This is a genomic window from Streptococcus caecimuris (assembly GCF_943193075.1).
GTDB lineage: Bacteria > Bacillota > Bacilli > Lactobacillales > Streptococcaceae > Streptococcus > Streptococcus caecimuris.
Window position 1 is genome coordinate 43,237 of record NZ_CALPCT010000008.1, and the last position, 17,360, is coordinate 60,596.

Genomic DNA, 17,360 nt, shown 5'->3' on the forward strand with positions numbered 1-17,360 from the left:
AGCAAAATGGTCTATTTTATCTTAGGGATTTTGATTCTCCTTTTTTACCTTTTTATGACCCCAAAAAGTATTCGTGGTACCTTAAACAGTGTCACAATGGTGGTCTTGATCGTCTCCATTATCGTACTGACTTGTCTCGCTATTTTTCAGATATTCCAACTACCGTCTGAGTTTTTTGTCGGTGCCTTTCTCGCCTTTGTTGGCTACCTGGCTTTGGTGGATATTTCCAAAATGACGACCAAACAGAAAAAATAAACGCTGACGTGATTTTTAAAGCCCTTTGGGCTTTTTAATTTTGCTAAAAAAAGGTAAAATAGAGAGTGATAAAAATGGAGCGAAGAAATCATGAAATTTGTGAAACATTTTGAAAATAAAAAGGTTCTTGTATTAGGTTTGGCTAAGTCAGGCGAGTCAGCTGCCCGTTTGTTGGATCGCTTAGGAGCGATTGTGACCGTCAATGATGGCAAACCTTTTGAAGAAAATCCAGCAGCACAAAGTTTACTGGAAGAAGGGATTAAAGTTGTGACAGGAGGTCACCCTCTGGAACTGTTGGATGAAGACTTTGCCGTCATGGTCAAAAATCCAGGAATCCCTTATACGAATCCGATGGTCGAAAAAGCGCTTGAAAAGGGCATTCCCGTCCTCACTGAAGTGGAATTGGCCTATCTGATTTCGGATGCGCCAATTATTGGGATTACAGGATCAAACGGAAAAACGACGACGACAACCATGATCGGGGAAGTCTTGACGGCTGCCGGCCAAGGTGGTTTATTGTCTGGGAATATCGGTTTTCCAGCTAGTCAAGTTGCACAAACAGCAACAGAAAAGAATGTTCTGGTCATGGAATTGTCTTCTTTCCAATTGATGGGAATTGAAGCCTTCCATCCAGAGATTGCAGTGATTACCAACCTCATGCCGACCCATATCGACTATCATGGTTCTTTTGAAAATTATGTAGCTGCCAAATGGAATCTTCAAAAGAATATGACAGAAAAAGATGTCATTGTCTTGAACTTCAACCAAGACCTAGCCAAGGAACTCGCTACAAAAACCAAGGCAAGGGTCCTTCCATTTTCAACGGTTGAAAAAGTGGATGGGGCTTATTTGGAAGATGGACTTCTCAAGTTTAAGGGAGAAGCTGTCATGCGTGCAGATGAACTGGGCGTTCCAGGTAGTCACAATGTAGAGAATGCCTTGGCAACGATTGCTGTTGCAAAAGTCCGAGGTGTGGAGAATGAGGTCATTAAAGAAACCTTGTCGGCCTTTGGAGGAGTGAAACACCGTCTTCAATATGTGGATGAAATTCAAGGTGTCAAATTCTACAATGATAGCAAATCGACTAATATTCTAGCAACACAAAAAGCTCTTTCTGGTTTTGATAACAGCAAGGTGATCTTGATTGCAGGGGGGCTCGATCGTGGCAATGAATTTGATGAATTGGTGCCTCACATTACTGGTTTAAAGGAAATGGTGATTCTAGGGGAATCAGCTCCTCGAGTGAAACGCGCAGCAGATAAAGCTGGCGTCTCTTATGTTGATGCAGCAGATGTAGCGGATGCTACAAAGAAAGCCTTCGACTTGGCTAGCCCCGGAGATGTTGTACTACTAAGTCCTGCCAATGCCAGCTGGGATATGTATCCGAATTTTGAAGTGCGTGGGGATGAATTCCTTGCTACAGTAAAAGGGTTGAAATAAGATGAAAAAAATAATGTTTACTGGTGGGGGAACCGTGGGACATGTGACCCTTAATCTCCTCTTGATTCCAAAATTTATCGAAGATGGATGGGAAGTTCATTATATTGGGGACAAAAAAGGAATCGAATACCAAGAGATCAAAAAGTCTGGCTTAGACGTACGCTTCCATTCAATTGCAACGGGGAAATTGCGCCGTTATTTCTCTTTCCAAAATATGATGGATGTGTTCAAGGTAGCTTGGGGAACGCTCCAGTCCATTGCAATCCTGCTTCGTGTGCGCCCACAAGTTCTCTTCTCAAAAGGGGGATTTGTCTCTGTGCCGCCGGTGATCGCAGCTAGACTCACGCGTGTCCCTGTCTATATCCATGAGTCGGATCTCTCGATGGGATTGGCCAATAAAATTGCTTATAAATTCGCTACCAAGATGTACACGACTTTTGAGCAAGCTCATGGTTTAACAAAGAGTGCGCATATCGGTGCGGTAACCAAGGTCACAGATCGTATTCCGACAACTTCTGAAAAATTAGAAGAAAAAACAAAAGGTTTCCGAAAAGACTTGCCGACTCTTCTCTTTGTCGGAGGATCAGCTGGTGCGCGTGTCTTTAATGAATTTGTGACAGAGCACAAAGCAGAGCTCATGCAGCACTACAATATCATCAATTTGACAGGCGATTCAACATTGAATCAGGCTGAGGGCGGTTTGTATCGAGTGGATTATGTAACGGATCAGTATTTGCCAATGCTCCAGAAGGCTGATTTAGTGGTGACTAGAGGTGGGGCCAATACCTTATTTGAGCTCTTAGCTATGAACAAACTCCATTTGATTGTACCGCTAGGAAAAGAAGCCAGCCGTGGCGATCAGATTGAAAATGCCCAATATTTTGTGGATAAAGGTTATGCAGAGCAATTGCAGGAAGAGCAATTGACGCTCGAAACCTTCAATGAAACCATTCAAGAAATGTTGAAGCAAAGCCAAGTCTACCACCAAGCAATGGAAAAATCGACAGAACTCCTTTCACTAGACGATTTTTATGGCCTGCTTCAAAAAGATATCAGTAAGGGAAAAGATGACGGACGACAATAAAAAAACGCCAACGGATGACAAAATTACAGAATTGTCAGCCTGGCAAAAAAGAAACAAAGAATATTTAGAAAAAAAAGCGCTTGAAAAAGCGGAAGAAGCTGAAACAGAGGAAACTGAAAGCGAAGAAGCAAAAGAAGACGAAGACCTTTCAGAAAAAGAAACAGCTTCCGTCTCAGAGGAAGAATCTGACGAACGAAAAGAGTCTGAAGAGGAAGATGAATCTGAGGCCGAAGAGGATCCAGAAGCAGATGGAGAAAGTTCAGAAGGAGAAGAGGATGATCCGGCTGTAGAGGAGCTAGATCCTTCAGAGAAGCAAGAGAAAAAGCCTTCATTTTTTAAAGGCTTAAAGACGAAAAAGCCAAAGAAGGAACCGACAGTGGCAAAACGCCATATCTATCGTGCCCTTCCGGTTATCGGAATCAGCTCGATTGTCGCCCTTCTCTCAATCTATTTTTTAAGTCCCTTGTCCACACAGAAAGTGATTGAATTTTCAGGGAACAAAGCGGTTGACCAGCAACTCTTATATGAAAAAAGTCGCATCAAAGAAGAAGATTATACTCTGACGACCTTCCTTCATAAATCGGTCTATGAACAAAATATGAAAACGGCTAGTCCATGGATCAAAGAGGTTCACATGCATTATCAATTCCCGGTGACCTTTAAAGTCAATATCGTGGAACACAAAGTGGTTGCCTATTATGTGACCGGAGAAGACCACTATCCAGTGTTGGAAAATGGAGAAGTAGTGGAAACAGTAACTCCAGCTTCAGAATTGCCGTCCTCCTATATTAGCTTAAAATTCTCAGATCGAGAATTGGTTAGACAATTTGTCCAAGAAATGAAGTCTATTTCTTCTTCCATTACGGATAAAATTGTTTCGGTTGATCTGACACCGAGCAAGGTCACCAAGGATCTGGTGACCATCACCATGAAAAACGATAATAAAATCTTGGTGCCTGTTTCCCAAATTACCCGCAAGCTTCCTTATTATAAAGCGATCAGTAAGCAATTAGACGATGATTCGACTATCGATATGGAGGCTGGAGTTTTCAGCTATAGTGAACAATCCATCGCAGATGCCAAAGAGCAAGCTGAAAAAGAAAAGGCTGAAAGTACAGAAAAGCAAGAAGAACATTCTGAGGAAGCAAGCCACGAACAGAATCAAGAACAGAATCCAGAAGGAGAGAATTCTTCTGGAAATGAGTAAAGCCCATAAATTATCTCAAATAATTGAAGAAAAAATGTCCATTTTAGGCTTCTTTGTGATATAATGAAGTTTGGATAGTTCCAACTAAAAGGGCTATAAATAGATGTAAAGTGAAAACAAATAAAGAGAGAGGACTGGTGTAATGGCTAGAGACGGCTTTTTTACAGGTTTAGATATCGGTACTAGTTCAATAAAAGTATTGGTGGCAGAACATGTCAATGGAGAAATGAATGTAATTGGAGTCAGCAATGCAAAAAGTGCTGGCGTCAAAGATGGAATTATAGTAGATATCGAAGCTGCTTCAAATGCAATTAAAACTGCAATCAGCCAAGCTGAAGAAAAAGCAGGGATTTCAATCAATCTAGTCAATGTTGGGTTGCCTGCAAACTTACTACAAATCGAAGCAACTCAAGGAATGATTCCAGTCACAAGTGATTCGAAAGAAATCACAGATGCAGATGTTGAAAATGTTGTCAAATCTGCACTCACAAAAAGTATGACACCGGATCGTGAAGTAATCACTTTCATTCCTGAGGAATTCACAGTTGATGGTTTCCAAGGGATCCGCGATCCACGCGGAATGATGGGGATCCGACTTGAAATGCGTGGCCTTCTTTATACAGGACCTCGTACAATCTTGCACAATTTGCGTAAAACCGTTGAACGTGCAGGCTTACAAGTTGAAAACATCATCATTTCACCGCTTGCGATGATCAAGACAGTCTTGAATGAAGGCGAACGTGAATTCGGAGCAACGGTGATCGATATGGGTGGTGGCCAAACGACGGTGGCATCTGTTCGTAGCCAAGAACTTCAATTTACAAATATCTATCAAGAAGGTGGCGATTATGTTACCAAAGATATTTCTAAAGTATTGAAAACTTCTCAAAAATTGGCAGAAGGCTTGAAGTTCAACTATGGTGAAGCCTATGTACCATCTGCTGGAAACGAAGTCTTCCATGTAGAAGTCATCGGTGAAGTAGAGCCAGTTGAAGTGACTGAGAAGTACTTAGCTGAAATCATTTCAGCACGTATCAAACACATCTTTGAGCAAATCAAACAAGACCTTGAGAGAAGACATTTGTTGGACCTTCCTGGTGGTATTGTGATCATCGGTGGAGGTGCGATCCTTCCTGGTGTTGAAGAATTGGCTCAAGAAGTCTTTGGTGTAAATGTGAAATTGTTTGTTCCAAATCAAATTGGAATTCGCAATCCAGCTTTTGCCCATGTGATTAGCTTGTCTGAATATGCAGGCAATTTGACAGATGTGGATATTATTGCTCAAGCTGCGGTTCATGGAGACGAAGTCTTGCGTCAACAACCGATTCAATTTGATCGACCTGTGCAACCACAAGTACAACCACAACCTGCTGCTCCAGCACAACCGGTAGTACCTGCGTACAATGCTGAGAAGATTGAATCTCCAGTAGATGCTCAAGAAATTCCAGTAGCAAGCAATGATAGCAAAAAAGAACCAAAAACTACATTCACAGACCGAATGAAAAATTTGATCGGTAATATGTTTGATTAAGGAGTGTAAGTATTTATGACATTTTCATTTGACACAGCAGCGGCACAAGGTGCAGTAATTAAAGTAATCGGTGTCGGTGGCGGTGGCGGTAACGCCATCAATCGTATGATTGACGAAGGCGTTGCCGGTGTAGAATTCATCGCAGCTAATACAGATGTTCAAGCACTTTCAAGTGCTAAAGCTGAAACAGTTATCCAATTGGGTCCAAAATTGACTCGTGGATTGGGTGCTGGAGGTCAACCTGAAGTTGGTCGTAAGGCAGCTGAAGAAAGCGAAGAAGTGTTAACAGAAGCTTTGCAAGGTGCAGACATGGTCTTCATCACTGCAGGGATGGGTGGAGGATCTGGTACAGGTGCTGCACCAGTCATCGCTCGTATTGCTAAAGCAGTTGGTGCTTTGACAGTAGCAGTTGTTACTCGTCCATTCGGGTTTGAAGGTTCAAAACGTGGGAACTTCGCTATTGAAGGGATCAATGAACTTCGCGAACATGTAGATACATTGTTGATTATTTCTAATAACAACTTGCTTGAAATTGTGGATAAGAAGACACCGCTTCTTGAAGCGTTGAGTGAAGCTGACAACGTTCTTCGTCAAGGTGTTCAAGGGATCACTGACTTGATCACAAGTCCTGGATTGATCAACCTTGACTTTGCAGACGTGAAGACTGTTATGGAAAACAAAGGAAATGCCCTCATGGGTATTGGTGTTGGTAGCGGTGAAGAACGCGTTATCGAAGCAGCTCGTAAAGCTATCTACTCACCACTTCTTGAAACAACCATTGACGGTGCTGAAGACGTGATCGTCAACGTAACAGGTGGTTTGGATATGACTTTGATCGAAGCTGAAGAAGCTTCAGAAATTGTGAACCAAGCTGCAGGTCACGGAGTGAACATCTGGTTGGGTACATCTATTGATGAATCTCTTAAAGATGAAATCCGCGTGACGGTTGTTGCAACCGGTGTCCGTCAAGACAAGGTAGAACGCGTCAGCGGAATTGCTTCCTCACAACGTCCTTATAAAACAGGACCACGTGAACAACGCCCACAAACGGCACCATTTGACCGTGAATTTGATTTGAAACAAGATGTTGAATTGCCAACAACTCCAAGTCGTCCAGCGGTAGAACCAAACCGTGGCTCAGCTTTTGGTGATTGGGATATTCGCCGTGAGAATATCGTTCGCCAAACTGAACCAACATCAACACATCAAGTTGATCGTTATGTAGATTCATCTTCAGATGATGATGAATTGGAAACACCACCATTCTTCCGGAATCGTTAATCATGAATCTGGTAGAGAATGCTGATCTTGTACGGCAACAAGTTGAAACAGCAAGAAACAAAGCTAACCGTCAAGATCAAGTCAATGTGATAGCTGTCACCAAGTATGTAGATGTTGCAACAACAGAAGCACTGGTGAAAACAGGTATCCAACATATCGGTGAAAATCGTGTTGATAAATTCCTAGAAAAGTATCAAGCTCTAAAAGAGTATGATCTCACTTGGCACTTGATTGGGAGCCTCCAACGGCGAAAAGTAAAAGACGTGATCAATCTCGTCGATTACTTTCATGCCTTGGATTCGGTAAAGCTCGCTCAAGAAATTCAAAAGCGAGCAGAACACCCGATCAAGTGTTTCCTCCAAGTGAACATTTCTGGTGAAGAAAGTAAGCATGGATTTGCACCCGATGAACTGGATGATGTTTTAGCGGAAATCGCACAGCTGGACAAAATTGAAATTGTTGGTTTAATGACGATGGCTCCTTTTGAGGCTAGTCAAGAAGAGTTGCAGGATATTTTTTCAAAAACTCACCAACTTCAGAAACAACTAGAAAAGAAACAATTAAAAAATATGCCTTTTTCAGAACTAAGTATGGGTATGAGTCGTGACTTTGAAGTAGCCATTGCGAACGGAGCGACTTATGTTAGAATTGGGACATCATTTTTTAAATAGGAAAGAACTATGTCATTAAAAGATAAATTTAACAACTTTATTGACTACTTCACAGAAGACGGTGAAGAAGTAGAAGTTCGCGAGGCAAAAGCAGCTGGGGCGGAAACACAACCAGTTCCACAGCCGACTCCTCAAGTGACTTCTCCACGTCCACAGATTAGTCAAAGAGAACCAGTAAAACCAAAACCGACTCCTGTCGCACCTGTTACGACTCCAGTGTCTACAGCGGCAGTGAAGGAACCTGTTTCAACAACGAAAAATACATCTGAAAATATTACTCGCTTGCATGAACGTCAACGTGAATTGGCTGCTAATCGTGCGAATACAGATGAAAAGATTACCATTGATGTACGCTATCCCCGCAAATACGAGGAAGCGACTGAAATTGTTGATCTATTACTATCTAATGAGAGTATTTTGATTGACTTCCAATATATGACTGAAGTACAAGCTCGTCGTTGTTTAGATTATTTGGATGGGGCTCGTTATGTTTTAGCAGGAAATCTTCGTCGTGTTGCAAGTACTATGTACTTGTTGACTCCAATTAATGTAGTCGTTAACATTGAAGATATCCGCCTTCCAAATGATGTGGAAGTGACAGAATTTGACTATGATATGAAACGTAATCGTTAAGATGGTTATCTTTCAATACTTATCAAATATCATTCAAATCTATTCCATCATTCTTGTCATCTATGCCTTACTATCTTGGTTCCCTGGGGCACCTCAGAGTACTCTTGGACAAATGGTTCACCGCCTAGTTGAACCATTTTTGAGCCTTTTTAGAAAGTTACCATTGCAGTTTGGGGGCTTGGATTTTACAGTTCTAGTAGCACTTTTGGTCTTGAACTTGATGAATCAGTTATTAGCCCGCTTGTTCCTACTTTTGATTGGATAGAATACGATGGGACAGACAGAGATTTACCAACATTTCAATCGCGAAGATCACGAATTCATTGATCGTTGTATTGAATTGTCTGAAAGAGTGGTGGAACGCTATTCTGTTGAGGTGACGGGTTTTTTAAACCCTCATCAGGTCACTATTTTACGAAATGTCGCGGCAAGCTACCAATTACAGGTCTTTGCTTCCAGTGATGAGCAGAAAATGGAGTATGCCAAGGTTATTGTTGCTCCAGATTATTACCAATTAGATCCAAGTGACTTTGATCTGGCCTTATTGGAAATGGTCTATGCTTCAAAATTTCATCACTTGACCCATTCCCAGGTACTGGGGACCATTGTTCACCAATTAGGTGTGGAGCGCAAGTCCTTTGGAGATATTCTGACAAGTGATGGAAAGATCCAAGTATTTGTTGAACAGCGTTTTGTTCACTATTTCATGGATCACATCCAGAAAATTTCTCGGGTACCTGTTAAGCTGAGGGAAGTTCCTCTCTCTGAACAAATGATCATAGAGGAAGAAAGCCAGCAGCGAGATATTCTCGTGTCGAGTTATCGGTTAGATAAGGTGATTTCTGGGACCTTCAAGCTTTCGCGCTCACAAGCTAGTCAGTTGATTAGTTCTGGTCTAGTGAAAGTTAACTATGCGACTACTTCCAATGTTAGCTATGCTGTAGGTCTGAATGATTTAGTCAGTGTCCGACGCTTTGGGCGTCTTAAAATTGTTTCTGAAAATGGTATTTCAAAGAGTGGAAAATATAAAGTAACTGTTGAAGTACTCTTAAGTAAAAAATGAGGAGGAGTTATGGCTCTTACTGCTTTAGAAATTAAAGATAAAACTTTTGGCGTTAAATTTAGAGGGTATGATGCGAACGAAGTAGAAGAATTTCTAGATATCGTTGTTCGCGATTATGAAGATCTTGTTCGTTTAAATCATGATCAAGAAGCAAAAATTCAAGCTCTTGAAGAACGCTTAAACTATTTTGATGAAATGAAAGATTCATTGAGTCAATCTGTTTTGATTGCACAAGATACTGCTGAACGTGTCAAACAAGCTGCTAACGAACGTTCTGAAAATATTGTTCGTCAAGCTGAACAAGATGCACAGCACTTAGTAGATGAAGCAAAACAAAAAGCAAATGAAATCCTTCGTCATGCAACGGATAATGCCAAGAAGGTTGCCGTTGAAACAGAGGAATTGAAGAACAAGACACGCGTCTTCCATCAACGTTTGAAATCAACAATCGAAAGCCAATTGAGCATTATCGATACACCTGAATGGGATGAAATTCTTCGCCCAACAGCTATGTACATTCAAACAAGTGATGAAGCTTTCCGTGAAATTGTGGAGAAAGCTTTGGGTGAATCAGTTCACCATCATCATGCAGAAGATGATAACATTGATTTGACTCGTCAATTCTCACCAGCTGAAATCGAAGAATTGCAAAAACGCATCGAAGCTGCTAACTTAGAATTGGGTGCAACACAAGCGTTTGAAGGTTTGAATGAAAAAGTTCAATCTGCTTTAGAAGAAGCAGAGCACGCTCGTCATGAAAATGAAGAAGTTGTTGCGGTTGAAGAAACTGTTCAACCAGAAGATGAAGCAAATCGTGAATCTGTCAATATTTTATAATTTTGTAAAAACAGGTCCATTAATGATAGGTCTAGCGAGCAGATGATGGTGGAAGATCTGCACTCCCTCTTAATGGATGATCCTTTTACAGTATTCGTTCTGAACCCTTGAGTAAGAACGGACGTTTCCCTCGTTACGGGATGAGAGGAGAAGGTCGCTTGCGACTTCTCGAACAAAGGTGGTACCACGAGCAATCGTCCTTTTTAGGATGCTCGTGTTTTTTTTATAGCTTTTAAATCAATAAGGAGACACAATGAAACTCAAAGAAACATTGAATCTTGGGAAAACAGCTTTTCCAATGCGGGCTGGGCTTCCAACGAAAGAACCAGTTTGGCAAAAAGAATGGGAAGATGCAAAATTGTATCAACGCCGTCAAGAGTTGAATGTAGGAAAACCGCATTTTACCCTTCATGATGGCCCTCCCTATGCCAACGGAAATATTCACGTAGGGCATGCCATGAACAAGATCTCAAAAGATATCATTGTTCGTTCTAAGTCTATGTTAGGATTTTATGCCCCTTATATTCCAGGTTGGGATACCCATGGTTTGCCAATTGAGCAAGTCTTGGCTAAACAAGGTGTGAAACGCAAAGAAATGGACTTGGTTGAGTACTTGAAACTCTGCCGTGAATATGCGCTTTCTCAAGTAGATAAACAACGCGAAGACTTTAAACGCTTAGGTATTTCAGGTGATTGGGATCATCCTTATGTAACCTTGACGCCTGACTATGAAGCAGCGCAAATTCGCGTCTTTGGTGAAATGGCCAATAAAGGCTATATCTACCGTGGAGCTAAGCCAGTTTACTGGTCTTGGTCTTCTGAATCAGCCCTCGCTGAAGCAGAGATTGAATACCATGATTTGGTATCAACGTCTCTTTATTATGCGAACAAGGTTAAAGATGGTAAGGGTATCCTAGATACAGACACTTACATCGTTGTCTGGACAACAACTCCATTTACGGTTACAGCTTCTCGTGGATTGACGGTAGGAGCAGAGTTTGATTATGTCGTAGTGAAACCTGCTGGATCTGACCGCAAGTATGTCGTAGCATCTGAGCTCTTGCCAAGTCTTTCTGAAAAATTCGGTTGGGAAAATGCTGAAGTCCTTGCGACTTACCAAGGAAAAGAATTGAACCATATCGTTACAGAACACCCATGGGATCCTGAAGTGGATGAATTGGTGATCCTTGGTGAGCATGTAACCCTTGATTCAGGTACTGGTATCGTCCATACCGCTCCTGGTTTTGGTGAGGATGACTACAATGTAGGGATTGCCAATGGCCTCGAAGTTGCTGTTACTGTTAACGAACGAGGAATCATGATGGAGAATGCTGGCCCTGACTTTGCAGGTCAGTTCTATGACAAGGTTGTTCCAACGGTTATCGAAAAACTTGGTGATTTGCTTCTTGCTAAAGAAGAAATCTCTCACTCCTACCCATTTGACTGGCGGACGAAAAAACCAATCATCTGGCGTGCCGTGCCACAATGGTTTGCTTCTGTTTCAAAATTCCGCCAAGAAATCTTGGATGAAATTGAAAAAGTAAAATTCCACTCAGAATGGGGGAAAGTCCGTCTTTACAACATGATTCGTGACCGTGGTGACTGGGTCATCTCTCGTCAACGTGCATGGGGAGTTCCACTTCCAATCTTCTACGCTGAAGATGGTACACCAATCATGACAGCTGAAACCATCGAACATGTAGCGCAACTCTTTGAAGAGCACGGATCAATCGTTTGGTGGCAACGTGATGCCAAAGACCTCTTGCCAGAAGGATTTACACATCCAGGTTCACCAAATGGTGAGTTCAAAAAAGAAACAGATATCATGGACGTCTGGTTCGACTCAGGTTCATCATGGAATGGGGTCGTGGTTAACCGTCCAGAACTCAAATACCCAGCAGATCTTTACCTAGAAGGTTCAGACCAATACCGTGGGTGGTTCAACTCATCACTCATCACATCTGTGGCGAACCATGGCGTAGCGCCTTATAAACAAATCTTGTCACAAGGTTTCGCCTTGGATGGTAAAGGTGAGAAGATGTCTAAATCTCTTGGGAATACCATTGCTCCAAGCGATGTTGAAAAGCAATTTGGTGCTGAAATCTTGCGTCTCTGGGTAACAAGTGTAGACTCAAGCAACGACGTGCGTATCTCTATGGATATCTTGAGCCAAGTCTCTGAGACTTACCGTAAGATCCGTAATACCCTTCGTTTCTTGATTGCTAACACATCTGACTTTAACCCAGATGAGGATGCAGTCGCTTATGAAGAACTTCGTTCTGTTGATAAGTACATGACCATCCGCTTTAACCAACTTGTTAAGACGATTCGTGACGCTTATGCAAACTTCGAATTCTTGACGATTTATAAGGCTTTGGTTAACTTTATCAATGTTGATCTGTCAGCCTTCTACCTTGATTTTGCCAAAGATGTTGTCTACATCGAAGGTGCGAAATCACTTGAACGCCGTCAGATGCAAACAGTCTTCTATGACATCCTTGTGAAAATCACTAAACTCTTGACGCCAATTCTTCCTCACACTGCTGAAGAAATCTGGTCATACCTTGAGTTTGAAGCAGAGGATTTTGTTCAATTATCAGAATTGCCAGAAGCAGAAACGTTTGCCAACCAAGAAGAAATCTTGGATACTTGGTCAGCCTTCATGGACTTCCGTGGTCAAGCTCAAAAAGCCTTGGAAGAAGCACGTAATGAAAAAGTGATTGGTAAATCACTAGAAGCTCACTTGACAGTTTATCCAAATGAAGTGGTAAAAACACTTCTTGGAGCTGTTGATAGCAATGTCGCTCAACTCTTGATTGTTTCTGAGTTGACCATTGCAGAAGGTTCAGCTCCAGAAGGTGCAGTGGCCTTCGAAGATGTTGCCTTCACTGTTGAACGTGCAGCTGGTGAAGTTTGTGACCGTTGCCGTCGTATCGATCCATCAACTGCAGAACGCCACTACCACGCAACCATCTGTGATCACTGTGCAAGCATTGTCGAAGAGAACTTTGCGGACGCAGTCGCAGAAGGATTTGAAGCAAAATAATAAGAAGTGAAAAATCGCAGGGAGAGAGTCTCCTTGCGACTTTTCAATAAAGAGGAAGTTATGTGGTACCAGAAAGAATTTAAGGAACTAGAACTGAAAGAGTTTTACGAGATCGTTCAGCTGCGATTAGAGACCTTTGTCGTGGAACAAACTAGGATCTACAATGATCTGGATGATGTTGATTATCGATCTATCCATCTTTTTCATCAAAATAGGGAAGGACGTGTGGATGCCTATGCTCGCATATTCGCAACGGGGCTGACGATTCATTTTGGCCGAGTGGCTGTAGCCAAAGACAGTCGTGGCCAAGGACTGGCAAAAGACATGGTAGAGCAAATTTTGGACCTGTGTGAACAGAGATTTCCTGGACGGACCATTGAAATTGAGGCTCAAGAACAGGTGGTCGGCTTGTATGAAAAATTAGGTTTTCAAACGGTGAGCGAGCCCTTTATCTTGGCTTCTTCCCCTCACGTAAAAATGATCTTTCAGAAATAAAGAATCCTTTCATCTCATAATCGAGGTGAAAGGATTTTTTTTGGAAAAAGATACCAAAAAAAAGTAAGGCAAATTGGCCTTACTTAGTAATTGGAAAGGAAATTTCAATTAGTTTATCGGAGTAGAGGGTTTTAATAGCGGATTGATCAATGTTTTGAAGATCAATCTTACGTTTTAAAAAGAACTCACGAATTAATTCTACTTCAGTTTCACGAATAGCACGGTGTTTGTTACTGATCAATAATTCATAGTGGGTTGGGGCTTGTGTAAAAACAACATCAGTATTGCCCGCGGAATAAACCTCGACAAGCAAGGCGTCAGTGCTGGCAAGTTGGCTCTTGACCAGTGCAGCATGACTATTGGTGGTATTAATGAGCTTCATATGAGTTCCTCCTGACCTCTATCTTCATTTATTATAGCACTTTTTTTTATTTTGTGAAAGAAGTCCTTTAGTTTTTATGGGCAATTTTCCACTGTTCAATGCCCCATTTATGGCTGCCTCGTTTCAGTTTTTCAATCGCTTCCTCTACTGGGAACCAAGAGAGATTGTTAAAATCTTCCAGTGGTTTTTGAGTTTCTGTGTAGTCGACGACTTCATAAATATAGGCAGGATTGTAGTAGTAGGTATCCCGGTGGCTAGAATAAAAATACTCGTCTGCTTGGCCATAGTATTGTCCTAAAATAGCGGTAAAGCCTAATTCTTCGATTAGTTCCCGTTTCAGAGCTTGCAAGTGATCTTCACCCGCCTCGATTTCCCCGCCAGGTAAGAACCAAGCCCCATTTGGAGCTTGAACGAGGATGATCTGATCCTGGTCCTTATTGGGAATAACAGCGTAGACACCGTAGCGGTTCACATACGCAACATCTTGTTTCTTTTCACCAAAACTTGGAATGGTCATGGTTTTCTCTTTTCTTATTTTTTCATCATTATATCATATTTTTTAGCAAAATCTGGAGGAAAAAAAGAAAGAGACTGGATTTTCCAGTCTCTGAATGTACATTTACTGATTAGGATTCTGAAGTTTGTTCAACTGGTTTGTGAGCAGACTTGATAGAGATTTTCCCATTGCTGGTCAAGACGGCTTTGAGTTGTTTTTCACTTGGGTGTTCCAGGTAATAATCGGTAATAGCATCTTCGATATGGTCTTGGATGGTACGACGGAGTGGGCGGGCCCCCATTTTTGGATCGTATCCCAGATCGACCAATTTTTCTTTCACCTTCTCTGTCACGTCCAGATGAATCTCATTTTGTGCGAGACGTTGATTGACTTCGTCGAGCATGAGGGTAACGATTTGAAGTAAGTTTTCTTTTGATAGAGGTTGGAATTCAATGATGCCATCAAAACGGTTCATGAATTCGGGGCTAAAGAAGTTACCGAGTTCTCCAAGTACAGAATTGGTGCGTCCTTCTCGAGCCGCTCCAAAACCAACATTGGCCTCAGCTTTACCGGTTCCAGCATTAGAGGTCATGATGATAATGGTATCTTTGAAGCTGACGGTGCGGCCTTGACCATCTGTCAGACGGCCATCATCCAAGACTTGCAGGAACATGTGCATGACGTCTGGATGAGCTTTTTCAACTTCATCCAACAAAACGAGAGAGTATGGATTGCGGCGGACCTTTTCAGTTAGTTGTCCAGCTTCATCGTAGCCCACATAGCCCGGAGGAGCTCCGACTAGTTTCGCTACGCTGTGTTTTTCCATGTATTCGCTCATATCAAAGCGGATCATATTGTCTGCAGAACCAAAGAGTTCAATCGCCAATTGTTTAGACAATTCGGTCTTCCCGACACCGGTTGGTCCGACAAAAAGGAAGCTTCCGATTGGACGATTTGGCGATCCTAGGCCGACACGATTGCGTCGAATGGCTTTCGCGATTTTATCTACTGCATCGTCTTGACCAATCACATGAGCTTTCAAATCAGAAGCCAGATTGATCAATTGAGACTGTTCCTTTTCTTTCAAATCACCAACAGGAATATTGGTCTTTTGTTCAACGATATGCTCAATGGTTTTTTCACTGATGACAGGAGTCTCCTGATCTGTGACATGTTGTCCTTGCATTTCCTTGTATTTCGCGATTTGGTCACGGAAGTAGGCTGCTTTTTCAAAGTCTTCTTCGCGGGTTGCTTGAGCTTTGAGGTTTTCAGCTTCAATCAAGCGCTGATCGATAACTTTTGGATCCACAAAGTTCAGAGTCAGGTTCATTTTAGACCCGGCTTCATCCAACAAATCAATGGCCTTGTCTGGCAGGAAGCGATCTTGGATGTAGCGGTTTGAAAGAATAGCTGCCGCTTCGATGGCCCCGTCTGTATAGTGAACGTGGTGGTAGTCTTCGTATTTTTTCTGGATGCCTTTGAGGATGGTGATGGTTTCTTCAACCGTTGGCTCATCGACCTTAACGGGTTGCATCCGACGTTCCAAGGCCGCATCTTTTTCAATGATGCGGTATTCATTGAGGGTAGTAGCACCGACCAATTGGAGTTCACCACGCGCCAAGGCTGGTTTGAGGATATTTCCAGCGTCCATATTGCCTTCGCCAGCAGATCCTGCGCCAACAATTTCATGGATTTCGTCGATGAAAAGAATCACATCTTCACGTTGACGAATTTCATCCATTAATTTTTGCATGCGTTCTTCGAATTGACCACGAATACCTGTGCCTTGAACGAGGCTGACGACGTCTAGGCGGATGACTTCTTTTCCTTGCAATTTATGAGGAACGTCTCCATCGACGATTTTTTGGGCCAAGCCTTCCACAACGGCAGTTTTTCCGACCCCAGGTTCTCCGATCAGAACCGGATTGTTCTTGGTTCGACGGTTGAGAATTTCGATGACACGGATAATTTCTTCATCACGGCCGATGACAGGGTCAATATCCCCTTTGCGGGCAATTTCTGTGACATTGATACCAAATTCTTCTAATAGTCCTTTAGGCTTTTGAGGGCGAGCTTGACGTGGGTCTTGACTGCCGCTACGGTTATTGTTTTGGCCGTAACCGCCACCTCCATAACTGCCTCCAGATTGAGTTGGAGGTGTTTGAGGTTCTTGTGGACTTTGGAAGTTTCCAAGGTTATTGAAGAAATCTTCGAAGGGATCTCCAGTCAGTTGGCTCCGTTGAGTCATGCCTTTCAAGAAGCTGTTATTTGGGTCTGTTTTCATAATTTTATAGCAATTTTGACAGAGGTCTACTTGCTGCTGACGTCCATTTACATTTGTATATAAATGGATGGTTGATTCATTTATTTTACAATTTTGACAAAGCATATACATACCTCACAGTAGGTTTTTGATGGTTTTCCATCAAGAGACGAGCCTATTTTCAAAAGGTCAAAAATAGTCAAAGATTTATAGTTTCATTATATCAGTATTCTAGAAGTTTGCAAGAATTTGCTACGGAATGTCGCTAAGGAGTGAAGGAGAGAGCAAATCAATGGAAAAATGTGAATTTTTATTGGAAGAGCTTTCTCTTTTATGATAAAATAGGAGAGTAGAAAGTAAAGAGGAGAAATAAAATGGAATCACATTTAGTACGGATTATCAACCGTTTGGAGACGATGACAAAAGACGGTGGAAACTTGAAACGTAATTTTGAACGTGACGGTGTTGTTGTCGCTGAAGTAGCCTACAACCACAATGAAGAAGAGGGTTCAACCTTTACACTTCGTGATGTTGAAGCGCGTGAAACCTATACATTTGATAGCATTGATTTAATTGCAATGGAAATTTATGAATTGCTTTACTAAGCAGCTGTGTGGATGAGTTTGGGGTGGTCTCAAGCTCATTTTTTGTCCATCTGGCTATAGTTTTCGTCTAT

General features: G+C 42.0%; 17 protein-coding genes. 14 read left to right on the forward strand and 3 right to left on the reverse strand.

From position 1 onward, the window contains the following. The first annotated feature begins 6 nt into the window (after positions 1-6). The 13 genes from NFR56_RS04615 to NFR56_RS04675 all read left to right on the forward strand — a co-directional run bounded on the left by NFR56_RS04615 (position 7) and on the right by NFR56_RS04675 (position 13,543). Positions 7-255 (forward strand): DUF3165 family protein, encoded by a 249-nt coding sequence (locus NFR56_RS04615; protein WP_004219693.1) that lies wholly within the window; start codon positions 7-9, stop codon positions 253-255. A gap of 90 nt (positions 256-345) precedes the next feature. After that, positions 346-1,695 carry a UDP-N-acetylmuramoyl-L-alanine--D-glutamate ligase gene (gene murD, locus NFR56_RS04620; protein WP_251457928.1) on the forward strand — a complete coding sequence of 450 codons (1,350 nt, stop codon included), beginning with the start codon at positions 346-348 and terminating at the stop codon, positions 1,693-1,695. Between the two features lies 1 nt (position 1,696). Further along, complete coding sequence (locus NFR56_RS04625) at positions 1,697-2,779, forward strand: UDP-N-acetylglucosamine--N-acetylmuramyl-(pentapeptide) pyrophosphoryl-undecaprenol N-acetylglucosamine transferase (protein ID WP_049514216.1); 1,083 nt, start codon at positions 1,697-1,699, stop codon at positions 2,777-2,779. Then, positions 2,763-3,986, forward strand: a complete 1,224-nt coding sequence (locus NFR56_RS04630; protein WP_118228444.1) for a cell division protein FtsQ/DivIB — start codon at positions 2,763-2,765, stop codon at positions 3,984-3,986. The genes NFR56_RS04625 and NFR56_RS04630 overlap by 17 nt, the downstream gene beginning before the upstream one ends. A gap of 142 nt (positions 3,987-4,128) precedes the next feature. After that, positions 4,129-5,517: a cell division protein FtsA gene (gene ftsA / locus NFR56_RS04635; RefSeq protein WP_251457931.1), complete on the forward strand. Its 1,389-nt coding sequence runs from the start codon at positions 4,129-4,131 to the stop codon at positions 5,515-5,517. 15 nt (positions 5,518-5,532) lie between these two features. Further along, positions 5,533-6,798 carry a cell division protein FtsZ gene (ftsZ, locus tag NFR56_RS04640; RefSeq protein ID WP_049474213.1) on the forward strand — a complete coding sequence of 422 codons (1,266 nt, stop codon included), beginning with the start codon at positions 5,533-5,535 and terminating at the stop codon, positions 6,796-6,798. Positions 6,799-6,800: 2 nt separating this feature from the next. Beyond that, positions 6,801-7,469: a YggS family pyridoxal phosphate-dependent enzyme gene (locus tag NFR56_RS04645; RefSeq protein WP_003011742.1), complete on the forward strand. Its 669-nt coding sequence runs from the start codon at positions 6,801-6,803 to the stop codon at positions 7,467-7,469. Between the two features lie 9 nt (positions 7,470-7,478). Next, complete coding sequence (locus tag NFR56_RS04650; RefSeq protein WP_251457934.1) at positions 7,479-8,102, forward strand: cell division protein SepF; 624 nt, start codon at positions 7,479-7,481, stop codon at positions 8,100-8,102. A 1-nt stretch (position 8,103) separates the two neighbouring features. Then, positions 8,104-8,367 (forward strand): YggT family protein, encoded by a 264-nt coding sequence (locus NFR56_RS04655; protein WP_003011858.1) that lies wholly within the window; start codon positions 8,104-8,106, stop codon positions 8,365-8,367. A 6-nt stretch (positions 8,368-8,373) separates the two neighbouring features. Next, positions 8,374-9,165: a YlmH family RNA-binding protein gene (locus tag NFR56_RS04660; protein WP_251457936.1), complete on the forward strand. Its 792-nt coding sequence runs from the start codon at positions 8,374-8,376 to the stop codon at positions 9,163-9,165. A 9-nt stretch (positions 9,166-9,174) separates the two neighbouring features. Beyond that, complete coding sequence (locus NFR56_RS04665) at positions 9,175-10,002, forward strand: DivIVA domain-containing protein (RefSeq protein ID WP_227197637.1); 828 nt, start codon at positions 9,175-9,177, stop codon at positions 10,000-10,002. A gap of 253 nt (positions 10,003-10,255) precedes the next feature. Then, positions 10,256-13,048: an isoleucine--tRNA ligase gene (gene ileS, locus NFR56_RS04670; protein WP_251457938.1), complete on the forward strand. Its 2,793-nt coding sequence runs from the start codon at positions 10,256-10,258 to the stop codon at positions 13,046-13,048. Between the two features lie 60 nt (positions 13,049-13,108). Then, the gene (locus NFR56_RS04675; protein ID WP_134974454.1) at positions 13,109-13,543 is read left to right on the forward strand and encodes a GNAT family N-acetyltransferase; all 435 of its coding nucleotides are present in this window, start codon (positions 13,109-13,111) and stop codon (positions 13,541-13,543) included. Between the two features lie 79 nt (positions 13,544-13,622). Here NFR56_RS04675 and NFR56_RS04680 read toward each other — a convergent pair whose 3' ends face one another. The 3 genes from NFR56_RS04680 to NFR56_RS04690 all read right to left on the reverse strand — a co-directional run bounded on the left by NFR56_RS04680 (position 13,623) and on the right by NFR56_RS04690 (position 16,810). Continuing rightward, complete coding sequence (locus NFR56_RS04680; RefSeq protein WP_021152773.1) at positions 13,623-13,925, reverse strand: DUF1827 family protein; 303 nt, start codon at positions 13,923-13,925, stop codon at positions 13,623-13,625. Positions 13,926-13,992: 67 nt separating this feature from the next. Then, entirely contained in the window at positions 13,993-14,442 is a 450-nt protein-coding gene (locus tag NFR56_RS04685) for an NUDIX hydrolase (RefSeq protein ID WP_049514229.1), read from the reverse strand. Between the two features lie 109 nt (positions 14,443-14,551). Next, on the reverse strand, positions 14,552-16,810 hold the full coding sequence (locus NFR56_RS04690; RefSeq protein ID WP_251457940.1) for an ATP-dependent Clp protease ATP-binding subunit: 2,259 nt from the start codon (positions 16,808-16,810) through the stop codon (positions 14,552-14,554). A 248-nt stretch (positions 16,811-17,058) separates the two neighbouring features. On the opposite strand from NFR56_RS04690, the gene NFR56_RS04695 reads away from it, so the two are divergent. Continuing rightward, positions 17,059-17,289, forward strand: coding sequence for a DUF1797 family protein (locus NFR56_RS04695; RefSeq protein ID WP_003005989.1), 231 nt, complete (start codon positions 17,059-17,061; stop codon positions 17,287-17,289). Positions 17,290-17,360: the final 71 nt, after the last annotated feature.